The following is a 14,075-nucleotide window of genomic DNA, read 5'->3' on the forward strand; positions in this document are numbered from 1 at the left end:
TGGTACTGCGATCGCTGCACCTCTGCATTCTTTATAGACATAGTAAAGTTGATTATTTCAAAAAATTACGCACACATTGCTAATAAATTTAAGCTAGGCACTTTGTTTTTACAGAATTTAGCCAAAAAAAAGAGCCCTGACTGGCTCTTTTTAATATGCAATATAAATAATCAATCTCGCAAAGTGGCGGAAAAAACGGTCACCCGATTACGCCCATTCTGCTTGGATGAATACAAGGCCAAATCAGCTTCTTCAATCACTTGTTGTGGGTTTTTTACCCCGAAATGGCATTCAGAAAGGCCTAGGCTGGCTGAAATTCCAATTTTAGTCTCGCCCACTTGTACGGGTGTTGAGCATAAAATCTCACGAATTCTTTCTGCGGCAATTTCTGCCCCCGCCAAATCAGTTTGTGGCAACAGGAGTAAAACCTCCTCCCCGCCATAACGACCGAACACATCAGTATCTCTTAATGTGGTGAGTACCCGGGATGCAACAACACGCAACACCTCATCCCCTGCAACATGACCATAATGATCATTCACCTGCTTAAAGCGATCCAAATCAAACAAAATCACGGTAAAAAATGCAGCCTGATAGCGAGACATCCGCTCCAGCTCCTGCGTAAAGCGCATATCAAGATAGCGGCGATTGTATATGCCCGTTAACCCATCCCGATTAGAAAACTCTTCAAGCTGTCCCATCGCCTCCTGTAATAAATTTTGTGCTATGGCATTATCAGTCACATCAAATAGATTCACGGTAACTGCATCAACCTCACCCAATTCATTGCGCACAGGCATAAAGGTGGTGTTTTGCTGCATAAAATCCATACCGCCCGTAATGGGGCGGTTATGTGGAAATTTAAACAAATACGGCCTTTGCTCCCATGAAGTAAAAGCAAAGTTTTTAAGCACAAAAACACTTTCAATTTTTTTGCTAAGCCACTTCTCTGGCAATTCAGGAAACAGCTCAAATAAATTTGCACCAATCGCTTGCTCAGCGGCAATGCCACTATGCTGAGCCATAAAACGATTCCACAGCAAAATACGATAATCTCGATCCAGCGAAAAAACGCCGACCCCGACTTCATTAACGATAAAATCACATAATCTTTGTTGCATTAGATCTTGTCCATAAACGCATCAATCGCCAGCTGCAATCGTAAAATGGATTCTTCTGGCATTAAGGTGAGTAAGTGGCAGGTAAAATCACGAATTTCCAAAGTGAAATGCACCTCAACCAGCAAGGCGTAATTCCAGGTGATCTGCTTGATATTGATCAGCTGATCTACCTCAACGTTTTCCGCCATAATGGTGGGTGCAGAAAAAACCAGCGACGCGCCTAATAAATCAGCCACGCCATTTAAACAAGCGCCTACCAATACATTACCCACATCTAAAAGTAATTCCCGCTCGGCAGTGCGATCAATTACGCCATCATAGCCCATCAGATCAGCCAGGTTTCTACAGCCATGCTGATCATAAACCACCATAGCTTCGCCCGATAAAGAGCCATTAAATGACTGACGAATTGCCGTTGCCGCACTTTTAGCGCCAATCATATGCACAATATTGTGGCTAATCGATGATGATTGAATAATATTAATACGTGGAACAGACAGCTTAATAAATGTATCTAGAATTTGTGCCAGCTGCGCGCCTGCACGGCCCATCGCAATATTGGTAATTTCTTGCAAGGCATCGGTTTGCTCTTCTGTCAAAAACAATTCTTCATTCATAAAGCGATTCCATATTCGCGCAAAATAATCTCAATATCAGAAGCTTTCACAGGTTTTTGAACAAAGGCCGCAGCCCCCAATTGTCGTACACGTTCACGCGCGAGTACTTGAATATCCGCCGAAACCACGACGACATAACTATTCAAGCCTTCTTTCTGCAGGGTTTCTAATACAGCATAACCATCCATCACTGGCATAGTTAAATCTAAAAACATCACATCTGCTTTACCTGCTCGATAAGCAGCTAATGCTTCAATACCATTGCATGCTTGTGTGATATCAACATTCCAATTCTTAGGCAAAGCCTTGATCAGCATTTTTCTGGCCATAGCAGAATCATCAACAACCAAAATGGGGGTAGGCATTTTTTTAAAAATCCTTTTTTATAAAATGACTGCAAAGCGCCAGATTCAATAGCTATTTTTTATTTTAAAAAGTCAACCACCCAAGCATCAGCAAAAAAATTTGATAACAATCGGCCAATATTTACATTCACTTTACACAAGAAACCATTGCTAAAACATAAATTGAATCAATCGATAAGCGCCTAAAAACATCAAACCTCCACCAAACAAATAGCGTAAATATTTATTCTTAAACAGCTTTCGCAACTGCTCTGCAAAGGCGGACATCAGCAATAAATTGGGTAGTGTGCCTAAACCAAAAGACAGCATAATTAAACCACCAGACCAAGGACTGGCACTGGCAAGTGCGTTTAAAGAAGCGGTATAAACCAAACCACAGGGCAACCATCCCCACAAAGCCCCTACAATCAGCGTATCCGGCCATCTTTTTATCGGTAAAAATAGCCGCATATAAGGTTGAATTTTAAGCCATAAAGGACGCCCAGCTTTTTCCAGCAATAAAATAAGAGATGACCAGCCAGCCATATAACTGCCAAGCAAAATCAATAATAAATTGGCAAGGATAAACAAGCCGCTTTTCACGCCTTGTAATGAAAGCAAGACAGACAAAGAGCCCAGCAAGCCCGCAAGCATACCAATCAGGCAATAGCCCAGCAAGCGACCAAGATTAAAACCCAAATGGTAATGCCAGCGCGGGCCCTTTGGGAGCTGCAAACTAAAGGCGGCAACGACACCACCGCACATTCCAACACAATGCCCGCCCCCTAATAAACCGGCCAGAAACAAAGCAAGAAAATCTAATTCCAGCATTACTTTATATCAACTTAGAATAGCTCCCTGCGCGAGGGGCATGACGCAAATAGCGGTCAAAAACCATGGCAATCGAGCGGATCAAAAAGCGCCCCTTAGGGCTGACAATGATTGAATCGTCCTGCACTTCAAGCAAACCCTGGGCTTGAAATGGCATAAGCAAATGAATCTCTTCAGAGAAATAGCTTTTAAAATCAATCAAATAAGCCAATTCCACAGGCTGAAAACTCAATTCAAACTGGCACATTAAAGATTGAATTACCGAGCCACGCAAATAATCATCGTGCGTGATCATCAAGCCACGCTCTATCGGCAAACGATCTTCATCCAAGGCCAGATAATAAGCATCTAAATCTTTTACATTCTGGGCAAAACAATTGGCCACTTTGCCAATTGCTGACACACCAAAAGCCATCAGATCGCAATCGGCGTGCGTTGAATAACCTTGGAAATTCCGATGCAACTGCCCTCTTCTTTGAGCAATTGCCAGCGGATCATCAGGCAAAGCGAAATGGTCCATGCCGATATAGATATAACCCGCAGCAAGAAGCTGATTCACACTACTTTGCAAGATATCGAGTTTACCCTCTGTTGAGGGTAGCTGCCCAGCATCAATGCGTCTTTGCGGCATAAAACGCTCGGGCAAATGGGCATAGCTATACAGGGCCAGCCGATCCGGGCGCAAAGTGAGGACACGCTCAATCGTCTCATACATCCGGGCCTGAGTTTGATGCGGCAAACCGTAAATCAGGTCGATACTGACTGATTTAAAGCCATTGGCACGCGCAGCATCAATCACAACTCTAGTTTCTTCCTCCGTTTGAATACGGTTAACCGCTTTTTGCACCTCTAAATTAAAATCTTGCACGCCCACACTCATGCGGTTAAAGCCAATCTGCCCTAAAAGCGCTACAGTAGCCGCGCTGACTTTGCGTGGATCGATCTCAATTGAAAACTCGCCATCAGCTTTTAAATCGAAATGATGACGAATACCGTCCATTAATCGCGTTAATTGTGCATCGCTCAAAAAAGTAGGGGTACCTCCGCCAAAATGCAACTGAGAAATCTTGCCGCGCTTGGTTAATAATGCCGCCTGTATTTTTACCTCTTTAAGTAGATAATCGAGGTATTGATCCGCCTTACTCTGATCCTTTGTGATGACTTTATTACAGGCGCAGTAGTAACAAATAGTATTGCAAAAGGGCAAGTGAAAATACAATGACAACGGTCTTATTCCAATGCCGGGCTGTTGCTGGCGTACACTTTGCTCATAGCGATCTGCATCCATTACAGCAAATCGATCCGCAGTGGGGTAGGATGTGTACCTTGGCCCTTTTCCGCTGTGTTGGCTTATCAAGTTTCGATCAAAATCAAGTGGCTGTAAGACCGTAGCATTATTTTGAAGCATACTGTTCCATCCTTATTCATCGTATGAGTGCAGCTTGCCTAGATTCATTTTTCATAACCTTGATCGATATCAATATCTGTACTGGAAATAACTTGCAGTGGCTGATATCGAAAACACGAATTGAAACGCCCAATGACACCGACATCTCATATCCCAGTACGTGACCTTAGCCTCAAGCACTTGCGCCAAAGCTGCGTCAATTGCAGCTTGCGTGAGCTTTGTCTGCCGATTGGTCTTTCCGCTGATGAAATGCGCGAGCTTGATCACTTAATCACCCAAGCCAAGCCGATTAAGCGCGGTGAAGCGCTCTACCGCGCAGGAGAGCCGTTTCGCTCTCTGTTTGCGATTCGCTTAGGTTTCTTTAAAGCCAGCGTAATTTCTGAAGACGGCCGCGAGCAAGTCACCGGCTTTCATATGACCGGCGAGCTCATGGGCATGGATGCGGTTAGCTCTGATCTGCATACCTGTGATGCCATTGCCCTGGAAGACAGCGAAGTCTGTGAGCTGCCCTTCACCGATATGGAAGAACTCAGCCGCCGCATACCGATCTTGCAACATCATCTTTATAAAATGATGAGCCGCGAAATTGTGCGCGATCATGGCGTGATGCTTTTATTGGGAAATATGAAAGCAGAAGAACGCATTGCGGCCTTCTTGCTGAATTTATCTCAACGCTTTGCCATCCGTGGTTATTCTGCCAGCAGCTTTCATTTGCGCATGACGCGTGAAGAAATCGGCAGCTATTTAGGCCTTAAACTTGAAACCGTGAGCCGCTCATTATCGAAATTTCAAGAAAACGGCTTAATTAAAGTACAAAACCGCTTGATTGAAATTCTCAATCCTGACGCACTCAAACAATTGATTAACAACTGCCAACAATAAGCCACTATGACTCTATCCAATGGCCCTGTTTTATTTCTTGCCCCAGCGGCCATTCTAGAGTCATTGCAATCCCGGCTTAAACCCTTGCAAATGGCACAGCTCATGCTGCTGCCGCTTGATATGCAATCGCAAATCCCCCCTTTACCTCACAATGGCCTGCTTATTTCTGCAGGCCATGCTGATTTAGCAGGCTATTTGCAAAGTGCTCAATGGGCGCAGGCACAAGGCTGGCATCATATTGATCTGGCCCTGATTGGCGAGCCTCAGTGCGCCGCACACTTAGGCTGGATGATGGCCGCCAGCGGCGACGACACAGCCCTACAGCTTGCCGCCCCTCTGCTCGATACCTTAGCCCCGGCAGGTCGCAACAGCTGGCTGCATGCTGGCGGCAAAGGCGCAGCCAGCTTTTTGGCGCTGCTACAGCACATCATGATGCAGCCCCTTATTGAAAGCTGGAAAGTCATCTTTCCAAATGGCAAGCCATCGCCCAAGGCCGATTTAAGTAAGCTAGCCGAGTTGCAAACCGCACAATGGCAAGCCATTGCGCCACTTTGCCAGCAATATTTAGCTTTGGCAGAAAATAGATCTTTTCAAGCAGTGCACACACAGCTCAGCGCCTTCAGTTTGCCAGAACATCAAGAGCCCGCCGCTGCGCTAGCGCAATTTTTAATGCAGTTTTTTAGCCGAGCAAACACGCCCGCACCTCATCACCAGCCAAACAGTTGATCTATCAAACAATAAAAAAACAGCCCCAATTTGGGGCTGTTTGCTTATAAAACCAATCAACTAGCGCGTATTACTTTCCGCCCAAAGCCTTAAACGCTTGTGCCGATGCGGCTAAACGAGCACGACGCGTTTCGATCAGTCCCTGGCTGGCCGCGTAAAACTCACGCTGCGCATCCAGCACATCCAGATATCCCGACAAGCCCGATGCATAGCGTGCTTCTGCAAGTTTCAGGCGCTGCTCCTGCCGATCTGCAAGGCGTTGCTGGGCTGTTAGCTGCTTGCTCAGCCATACCTGATCAGATAACACATCGGCGGCGTCTTTAAACGCCAGCTGAATGGCTTTTTCATATTCAGCCACAGCAATCACTTTGCGGGCTTCGGCAATGTCAGCCCCAGCGCTTAGGCGTCCGCCATCAAACAACGGCAGGCTGATTTGCGGCAAAAAACTCCATGCACGGTTGCCGCCAGAGAATAAATCATCCAGCTCATTGCTCACCACACCGCCACTACCCATTAAAGTGACTTTAGGGAAGAAGGCCGCGCGGGCCGCACCAATATTGGCATTGGCCGCCACCAGCTTTTGCTCCGCAGCACGCACATCCGGGCGCTCAAGCAAAACGGTAGAATTTAAGCCACTGGGCAACTGCACCACTTCTGCATTTAAATTGGCCGCAGGCAGGCTGACCGTTTCACCCACCAAAACAGTCAGCGCCGTTTGCGCATTAGCCGCTTGGCGCGCCAAAGCCGAGTGATCACTAATGGCGCTATCTTGTGCACTTTGCGCTTGCAAAAGATCCAAGCGATTAGCCACGCCCACCTCCACGCGGCGCTTCACCACGCGCAGGCTTTCTTCCCGCGCCTTAGCGGTTTGCTCGGCAAAGCGGCTACGTGTTTGTAAGGCTTGTGCGCTGTAATAGCTATTAGCCACATCGGCGATCAGCGTACTGCGTACCGATTGCTGCGCCTCTTCGCTTGCTAGGTAATTGGCTTTGGCCGCCTCGCTTAAGCGGCGCACACGACCCCAGAAATCCACCTCGTACGATAGCAGCGCCAGATTAGCTTCGTAGCGGCGGCTGATATCGGCATCCGGATTACTACGGCTGATATTGCCCGAGCCATTGGCACTCACCGACGGCAAAAAGTCCGCCTTTTGAATACCATACAGCGCACGGGCTTCTTCGATTCTGGCCGTGGCGATTTTTAAATCGCGATTATTGATCAGCGCTTTTTCAATCACCGACTGCAAAGCAGGGTCGCTAAAATAGCTACCCCACTGTGGCGTACTCATCTCCGCAGGCTGGCTGCCCACCACACTGGCGACCGGGGCTGCGGGGCGAATGTAATCCGGCCCCATCGCGCATGCACCCAAGCCCAGAGTCATCGCCAGCAGCAGCGTCTTAGACATTAATTGTTTTTTCATACATTTATTACCTATGGGTTCGCGTCATTATTCGAAGGGCGGGCACGCCGCCCTTCGAAGACCGGCACGTCTATTAACGATGGTCATCCGCGATTTCGTCGCTGCGTACCACGGTTTTCTCAGGGAAGAAGCGACGCACCACCACAAAGAACACCGGCACTAAGAACACCGCAAATACTGTGGCAGTAATCATTCCACCCATCACCCCTGTACCAATGGCACGTCGGCTTGCTGCACCGGCACCGGTACTCATCGCCAGTGGCAATACACCCGCGATAAAGGCAAACGAAGTCATCAGAATCGGACGGAAGCGTAAACGGCAAGCTTCCAGCGTGGCATCGATTGCGCTCATGCCCTGACGCTGCAAATCACGGGCGAATTCGATAATCAGAATCGCGTTCTTTGCCGACAAACCAATAATGGCAATCAGCCCCACCTTAAAATAAACATCGTCTGGCAAACCACGCAATGTCATGGCAGCCACCGCACCAAAGATACCCAGTGGCACCACCCACAGCACAGCAAACGGAATCGACCAGCTTTCATACAGCGCTGCAAGGCATAAGAAAACAATCAGAATCGACAAGCCAAACAAGAAGGGTGCTTGCGAGCCAGATAGACGTTCTTCAAACGAAGTACCCGACCATTCAAAACCCACGCCTGGTGGCAATTGCTTAGCCATCGCTTCCATTGCATCCATCGCCTCCCCCGAGCTTTTACCGGGGGCCGGGCCGCCAGAAATCTTAAATGCAGGCAAGCCGTTATAGCGATCGAGTGCAGAAGCACCTGCCTGCCACTTAGCCTCGGCAATTTCAGACAGCGGCACTAGATTGCCCGCGCGGGTTTTAATTTGCAGCTTGAGTAAATCGTCCGGTGAAAGACGGCTTTCCGGTGTGGCTTGCATCAGCACACGCAAAATACGGCCTTCGCGCACAAAGTCATTCACATAGGCAGAACCTAATGAAATCGCCAGTGTGCTATTAAGCTCGGCCATATCAATGCCGAGCTGGCTGGCTTTTACTTTATTTACATCAAGTAAAAGCTGCTGACCCGGTTCCTGACCATCAGGGCGCACCCCCGCCAAAGCTTTGTTTTGCGCAGCCATGCCCAGCAACATATTCCGTGCTTCATACAGGCGATCACGGCCTAAACCAGCACGGTCTTGCAAGCGGAAATCGAAACCACCTACCGATGCCAATTCAGGAATCGGCGGCACATTGGTTGCAAATGCAAACGCCTGCTTAATGCGGAACAGCATCATGTTGGCGCGTTGCACCACCGGGCCTACCTGATCGTTAGGCAGCGGACGATCTTTCCAGTCTTTTAAGGTTACAAACGCCAGCGCCGCATTTTGGCCGCGGCCAAAGAAGCTGAAACCCACAATCGCAATCACACGATCCACTTCAGGCTGTTTCACAAAATGAGCTTCAACCTGCTGAACGATTTCCAACGTACGCTCATGTGTTGCGCCTGCAGGCAATTGCACCACGCTAATAAAGTAACCTTGGTCTTCATCAGGCAGGAAAGACGTTGGCAAGCGCGACATCAACCAGCCGGTAGAGGCCAGAATCAAAGCAAAAAACAGCAGGGATAAGCCAGTCTTACGAATGCATGTCCCTACCCAACCCTGATAACGGATCGTTAACGCTGCAAACTTGCGGTTAAACCAACCCAAGAAGCCCTTAGTGCCATGATGCTCGCCCTTTTTCAAAGGCTTGAGGAACGTTGCGCACAATGCAGGCGTTAAGGTTAAAGCCATTAACGCCGAGAAGAACATCGTCAGCACCAAGGTCACCGAGAACTGGCGATAAATCGCACCTACCGCACCCGAGAAAAACGCCATCGGCACAAACACGGCGGTTAGCACCAAGGTAATGGCGATAATCGGGCCAATAATCTGCCCCATCGCTTTTTGCGTGGCTTCGCGCGGGGCAAGGCCCTCTTCAGACATAATCCGTTCGACGTTTTCGATCACCACAATCGCATCGTCAACCAAGATACCAATCGCCAGCACCATGGCAAACATGGTCAGCACATTGATCGAATAACCAAACAGCTGCAAACCCACCAAAGCGCCTAACAGCGCAATCGGCACAACAATCGTCGGAATCAGCGTGGCGCGGATATTACCCAGGAACAGGTACATCACAATAAACACCAAGCCAATCGCTTCAATCAGCGTGGTCAATACTTCCTTGATCGATACATCTACAAACTTGGATGTATCGTAAGGCACTTCATAGGCTATGCCCTTAGGGAAAAACTTAGACAGCTCATCGAGCTTGGCTTTCACCGCCTTAGCGGTTTCGAGCGCATTGCCATCAGGGGACAATTTAATCCCGATCGCCGCAATACTCTTGCCATTCAAACGCGCCAGTACGCTGTAATCAGATGCGCCCAACTCAACCTTGGCCACATCTTTCAGGCGTAATTGCGAGCCATTTTTACCATCACGCAATACGATATTGCCAAACTGCTCTGCCGTTAAATAACGACCTTGCGTCACAACCGTTGCCGTAAATTGCTGGCCCGGTGGCGCAGGCAGCTGGCCAATTTCACCCGTGGCCAGTTGCACGTTTTGCGCACGCACGGCGGCCAGTGCTTCAGCGGCAGACATCTTAAAGCCCGCCAATTTAGCCGGATCCAGCCAGATACGCATCGCGTATTCAGAGCCAAACAACATCGCTTCCCCGACGCCCGGTACACGGCGAATGGAATCGATCACGCTGGAATTCACATAACTACCCAGTGCCACATTGTCGTAACTTCCATCAGGCGACAGCAGCGTCACAAACATCAGATAGTTACTACGCGATTTAACCACCTGCACGCCTTGCTGGCGTACTTCGCTTGGCAAACGCGCTTCAACCCGCTTTACACGGTTTTGCGCTTCTACCGAGGCAATATCTAAATCTGTACCCGGTTTAAACGTCAGCGTAATCGCCATATTGCCGGCGCTATCGCTGTTGGAGCTCATATATTGCATGTTCTCCAAACCGTTCATTTCCTGCTCAATCAGCGCAGTAACCGTTTCCTCCATTACCTGCGCGCTCGCGCCGGGATAAGTGGCGTTAATCGTTAAAGCGGGCGGAGCCACTTCGGGATATTGAGAGATCGGCAGGCTTTTAAAAGCCAGCAAACCTGCCAAAACAATAATAATAGCGATCACCCAAGCAAATACGGGGCGATCGATAAAAAATCGAGCAAACATAAACTCTCCTTAGGCTTTTGATGCTTGTGTACTTAACAAGATCAAGCCTATTTTTTTGCAGGGGCAGAAGCAGGTGCTGATTTAGCCGCAGCCGCATCAACCGGGCTGACTACCGCGCCGGGACTTACTTTCTGAATGCCATCGACCATCACGCGCTCGCCACCTTTTAAGCCGCTCAGCACAATCCAGTCTTTGCCTGAGAAGCCACCGGTTTTCACAGGTGCAGGGGCGACTTTATTGTCGCTACCCACGATGTAAACAAACTGGCCCTGAGGTGAGGAAACAATCGCTTGTTGCGGCACACGCACCGTAGCATCCATCGCGCCCTGCGCAACCCTTACCGTGGCAAACATACCTGGTAACAGCAGATGATCCGGATTAGGGAATTCAGCACGCAAAGTGACCGTGCCGGTTGTCGGATCAATGGTTTGCTCGGCAAAGAGCAATTTGCCTGCATGGGCATAGCTCGAGCCATCTTCCAGCAGCAAATCAACCGGTAGCGAAGCTTGTTTGAGTTTGCCCGCCTTAGCCAGTTGTTTTAAGCGCAATAGATCAGCACCTGACTGGTTGAAATCCACATACACCGAATCCAGTTGCTCGATCGTTGCCAAGGGCGTGCCTGTCCCTTTATTCAGCAGCGCGCCTTCTGAAACCAAGGCACGGCCAATGCGGCCACTGATTGGCGCTTGTACGCTGGCGTATTCCAGATCCACGCTACTGCGACGCACTTCTGCTTCAGCTGCGGCCACTTCGGCTTCGGCTTGTTTAAGCTGTGCCTCGGCCTGATCAAATTCCTGACGGCTTACACCCTGCTCGCCCACAAGCTGGCGATAACGATCGGCTGTTTGCTTGGCAATCAGCACGCTCGATTTAGCCTTGGCCAGCGCAGCTTTTGCCGTTGCGGCATTCGCCTCCAGCACACGTGAATCAATCTTAAATAAGGACTGGCCTGCTTTGACCTCACCGCCTTCATTAAATAAACGCTTCTCTAAAATGCCATCTACCCGCGCCCGTACTTCAGCGGTACGCACGGCAGTAATCCGCCCGCTTAAATCACGGGTCAGCGCAGCGCTGCCCGCCTGAACCGTGACTACGGTGACTTCAGGTGGTGGCATCCCGCCACCTGCACCTGCAGGCCCGCCTTCTTGCTTACCGCAGGCCGCCAGTACTGTGACTGCGCCCAAAACCAAAACTACACTTTTTTTAAGTGAAGGAAGCATTCCTAATCCTTTGTAATATGACATTGTTTAATTTATGCCTATAAATTTCAATAGTAATGAGATTGCATTTCATTTCAATAAAACAACAATTTAACACTTGAAGCCTACCTGACACCACAAAACACTTACACCTGGTATGCACGTAAGAACATGTCGACAATGCGAGTCACTTTTGCCGTCTCACCAGATGGATCTGGCGGCTCTCCACCAAACAATAATTTCAGCTGATCGTAACCCGCCAACATGTCAAATAAAAACGTGGCCGCTTCAAAAGGATCCGCTGGGCGCAACACCCCCTCTTGCATTGCCGTTTCTAACTGAGCAGCCAGTTGTCTTGCTGTGCGCTCAATACAAAGCTCAAAATGGCGACGTGCTAATTCTGGAAAACGCGGCGCCTCGCCCGTAAGCACCCGATGCGCTTTTACTGATTCCGGCGTCATAATTTGCGCCCGAAACGACAAAGAAAAACGTAATAAACGCTCTCGTACATCTCCTTCTGTTACCGCGAGCGGCGCTAGCATCTCACCAATAAAGTGATCAATCGCTAATTCAAACAAGGCTTGCTTACTGCCAAAACGGTTATAAATAGTTTGCCTTGCTACGCCTGCTCTGGCGGCCACTTTTTCAATGCTGGCACGATAACCCATCTCACAAAAAACAGACTTAGCAGCACAAATGACAGGATCTAGCCCTGCTTCGTCCTCTGCAAGCTTACTCTTAACCATCGCCACACCTCATTTTAGACTGGACAGTCTAATCCAAAAGAATACAAAAGAGAAGACTTTACACAATGACTTCCCCCATAAAAAACAGAAGTCAGCGGCATGCACATCGAGCTCAATAAAAGCAAAGGGAGTAAGGAAATCAATGAATCAGACCCCCGCGTGTTTTGCATACAAAAAGCCCCCTATCAAACCTCTAGAACTGAGAAGGCGAATTAGCTGACAAAGCACTAAACTCACAAGGCAATAGTGTGAATTTATAAAAACACTATGCACTGGTTTGCAAAAATAAAAGCTAATACTCTGGGCAGCCTATTTTTCTTCAATGCAAATGACATTGCCTTGAAACCTTACGACTTATATCTAAGCTTAATTTGCCACTCTCAATTTAATACCCCTGCCGGAGATAGCCCATGAACCAGGGTACTCGATGTTTACCAGAAATATTTCGCCTAAGCGCCCTTGCTGCTCTGGTTTTACTCAGCGCCTGCGGCAAGCAAGAAGGCCCTGCTGCGCCACCCCCTGCCCCGGTTAGCTTTATCGAACTAAAAGCCAGCGATGTGCCTTTAAGTACAGAAATGGTGGGCGAAACTGCGGGGTATCGCGATGTGGAAGTACGCTCCCGTGTGAATGGCATCTTATTAAAAAGAACCTATGTAGAAGGCGCGCAAGTTGCAGCAGGACAAGTCTTATTCGAAATCGATCCTGAACCTTACAAAGCCACGCTAGATCAAGCCAAGGGCCAGCTATCCTTGGAAGCGTCTAAATTAGAAAAAGCCCGCGCCGATCGTGATCGGATTATTCCGCTATTTAAAGAAAACGCAGTCAGCCGTAAAGATTACGACGATGCGCTTTCTGCTTACGCCTCTGCCCTTGCCAGCAGCCAAACCGCTCAGGCCAGTGTGAAGCAAGCCCAGCTTAATTTAGGCTACACCAAAGTAACGGCGCCAATTGCAGGCACCACTAGCAAGCTGGTGCAATCAGAAGGGAGCCTGATTTCTGCCACCGGGGACTCCGGCCGTCTCACTACCATCAGCCAGCTTGATCCGCTGTATGTGAACTTTTCCTACTCCGAGCAAGATCGCCAAGAGCTAGAAGCCGCAACCCGTAACGGGCAAATTACACTGAACGATTCAAAAAATTTCGTTGCCAGAATCAAGCTCGCTGATGGCAGCGTTTATTCGCAATCAGGCTTAATCAACTTCTCGGATAATCGTGTCGATCCTAAAACCGGCACCATCCGCGCCCGCGCTATTTTCAAAAACCCTAAAGGTGATTTGCTACCGGGGCAATTTGTTCGCGTGACGCTGGAGCTAGGTAAACGCAAAAATGCCATTTTAGTGCCTGAGCGCGCCGTGGTTCAGTCGCAAGCCGATCATATTGTGATGACACTGGGCGCCGACAACAAAGTAGTACCTGTACCGGTAAAACTAGGCCAGGTGGTGGGGGGCAAAGTGATTATTGAATCAGGGCTAAAAGCGGGGCAGAAAGTCATTATCGATGGCTTGATGAAAGCCAAGCCGGGCGTTGTGGTGAATCCATCTCCCGCCAGCAGCCCTGCTGCCCAATAAGG

Annotated in this window: 12 protein-coding genes; 3 read left to right on the forward strand and 9 right to left on the reverse strand. The window is 48.8% G+C overall.

Annotated features, from left to right (window positions below):
• Positions 1 to 170: 170 nt before the first annotated feature.
• The 5 genes from VN23_RS06890 to hemN form a co-directional block, all read right to left on the reverse strand.
• The gene (locus VN23_RS06890) at positions 171 to 1,121 is read right to left on the reverse strand and encodes a GGDEF domain-containing protein (RefSeq protein WP_062654837.1); all 951 of its coding nucleotides are present in this window, start codon (positions 1,119 to 1,121) and stop codon (positions 171 to 173) included.
• A complete protein-coding gene (locus VN23_RS06895; protein WP_046351870.1) occupies positions 1,121 to 1,738 on the reverse strand; it encodes a chemotaxis protein CheC in 618 nt (205 codons plus the stop codon). The genes VN23_RS06890 and VN23_RS06895 overlap by 1 nt, the downstream gene beginning before the upstream one ends.
• Positions 1,735 to 2,103, reverse strand: coding sequence for a response regulator (locus VN23_RS06900; RefSeq protein WP_046351869.1), 369 nt, complete (start codon positions 2,101 to 2,103; stop codon positions 1,735 to 1,737). The genes VN23_RS06895 and VN23_RS06900 overlap by 4 nt, the downstream gene beginning before the upstream one ends.
• Positions 2,104 to 2,253: 150 nt before the next feature.
• Positions 2,254 to 2,913: a sulfite exporter TauE/SafE family protein gene (locus VN23_RS06905; RefSeq protein WP_046351868.1), complete on the reverse strand. Its 660-nt coding sequence runs from the start codon at positions 2,911 to 2,913 to the stop codon at positions 2,254 to 2,256.
• Between the two features lie 4 nt (positions 2,914 to 2,917).
• Positions 2,918 to 4,321 (reverse strand): oxygen-independent coproporphyrinogen III oxidase, encoded by a 1,404-nt coding sequence (gene hemN / locus VN23_RS06910; RefSeq protein WP_046351867.1) that lies wholly within the window; start codon positions 4,319 to 4,321, stop codon positions 2,918 to 2,920.
• A 132-nt stretch (positions 4,322 to 4,453) separates the two neighbouring features.
• Between hemN and fnr the strand changes: the two genes are divergently transcribed.
• On the forward strand, positions 4,454 to 5,203 hold the full coding sequence (gene fnr / locus VN23_RS06915; protein ID WP_046351866.1) for a fumarate/nitrate reduction transcriptional regulator Fnr: 750 nt from the start codon (positions 4,454 to 4,456) through the stop codon (positions 5,201 to 5,203).
• Between the two features lie 6 nt (positions 5,204 to 5,209).
• Positions 5,210 to 5,929, forward strand: a complete 720-nt coding sequence (locus tag VN23_RS06920; RefSeq protein ID WP_046351865.1) for a hypothetical protein — start codon at positions 5,210 to 5,212, stop codon at positions 5,927 to 5,929.
• Positions 5,930 to 5,999: 70 nt separating this feature from the next.
• Here VN23_RS06920 and VN23_RS06925 read toward each other — a convergent pair whose 3' ends face one another.
• The 4 genes from VN23_RS06925 to VN23_RS06940 all read right to left on the reverse strand — a co-directional run bounded on the left by VN23_RS06925 (position 6,000) and on the right by VN23_RS06940 (position 12,505).
• Positions 6,000 to 7,349: an efflux transporter outer membrane subunit gene (locus VN23_RS06925; RefSeq protein ID WP_046351864.1), complete on the reverse strand. Its 1,350-nt coding sequence runs from the start codon at positions 7,347 to 7,349 to the stop codon at positions 6,000 to 6,002.
• Positions 7,350 to 7,422: 73 nt separating this feature from the next.
• Positions 7,423 to 10,560 (reverse strand): efflux RND transporter permease subunit, encoded by a 3,138-nt coding sequence (locus VN23_RS06930; RefSeq protein ID WP_046351863.1) that lies wholly within the window; start codon positions 10,558 to 10,560, stop codon positions 7,423 to 7,425.
• Positions 10,561 to 10,607: 47 nt separating this feature from the next.
• A complete protein-coding gene (locus VN23_RS06935) occupies positions 10,608 to 11,780 on the reverse strand; it encodes an efflux RND transporter periplasmic adaptor subunit (protein WP_046351862.1) in 1,173 nt (390 codons plus the stop codon).
• A 125-nt stretch (positions 11,781 to 11,905) separates the two neighbouring features.
• Positions 11,906 to 12,505: a TetR/AcrR family transcriptional regulator gene (locus VN23_RS06940; protein WP_046351861.1), complete on the reverse strand. Its 600-nt coding sequence runs from the start codon at positions 12,503 to 12,505 to the stop codon at positions 11,906 to 11,908.
• A gap of 410 nt (positions 12,506 to 12,915) precedes the next feature.
• Here VN23_RS06940 and VN23_RS06945 point away from each other — a divergent pair, with 410 nt between their 5' ends.
• Positions 12,916 to 14,073 carry an efflux RND transporter periplasmic adaptor subunit gene (locus VN23_RS06945; RefSeq protein WP_046351860.1) on the forward strand — a complete coding sequence of 386 codons (1,158 nt, stop codon included), beginning with the start codon at positions 12,916 to 12,918 and terminating at the stop codon, positions 14,071 to 14,073.
• Positions 14,074 to 14,075: the final 2 nt, after the last annotated feature.

The organism is Janthinobacterium sp. B9-8, assembly GCF_000969645.2.
In the GTDB taxonomy this organism is placed as follows: Bacteria; Pseudomonadota; Gammaproteobacteria; order Burkholderiales; family Chitinibacteraceae; genus Iodobacter.

Bases quoted from the DNA above. Each gene is read 5' to 3' on its own strand.
- VN23_RS06890 (WP_062654837.1), bottom strand. From the start codon at position 1,121: ATGCAACAAAGATTATGTGATTTTATCGTTAATGAAGTCGGGGTCGGC.
- VN23_RS06895 (WP_046351870.1), bottom strand. From the start codon at position 1,738: ATGAATGAAGAATTGTTTTTGACAGAAGAGCAAACCGATGCCTTGCAA.
- VN23_RS06900 (WP_046351869.1), bottom strand. From the start codon at position 2,103: ATGCCTACCCCCATTTTGGTTGTTGATGATTCTGCTATGGCCAGAAAA.
- VN23_RS06905 (WP_046351868.1), bottom strand. From the start codon at position 2,913: ATGCTGGAATTAGATTTTCTTGCTTTGTTTCTGGCCGGTTTATTAGGG.
- hemN (WP_046351867.1), bottom strand. From the start codon at position 4,321: ATGCTTCAAAATAATGCTACGGTCTTACAGCCACTTGATTTTGATCGA.
- fnr (WP_046351866.1), top strand. From the start codon at position 4,454: ATGACACCGACATCTCATATCCCAGTACGTGACCTTAGCCTCAAGCAC.
- VN23_RS06920 (WP_046351865.1), top strand. From the start codon at position 5,210: ATGACTCTATCCAATGGCCCTGTTTTATTTCTTGCCCCAGCGGCCATT.
- VN23_RS06925 (WP_046351864.1), bottom strand. From the start codon at position 7,349: ATGAAAAAACAATTAATGTCTAAGACGCTGCTGCTGGCGATGACTCTG.
- VN23_RS06930 (WP_046351863.1), bottom strand. From the start codon at position 10,560: ATGTTTGCTCGATTTTTTATCGATCGCCCCGTATTTGCTTGGGTGATC.
- VN23_RS06935 (WP_046351862.1), bottom strand. From the start codon at position 11,780: ATGCTTCCTTCACTTAAAAAAAGTGTAGTTTTGGTTTTGGGCGCAGTC.
- VN23_RS06940 (WP_046351861.1), bottom strand. From the start codon at position 12,505: ATGGTTAAGAGTAAGCTTGCAGAGGACGAAGCAGGGCTAGATCCTGTC.
- VN23_RS06945 (WP_046351860.1), top strand. From the start codon at position 12,916: ATGAACCAGGGTACTCGATGTTTACCAGAAATATTTCGCCTAAGCGCC.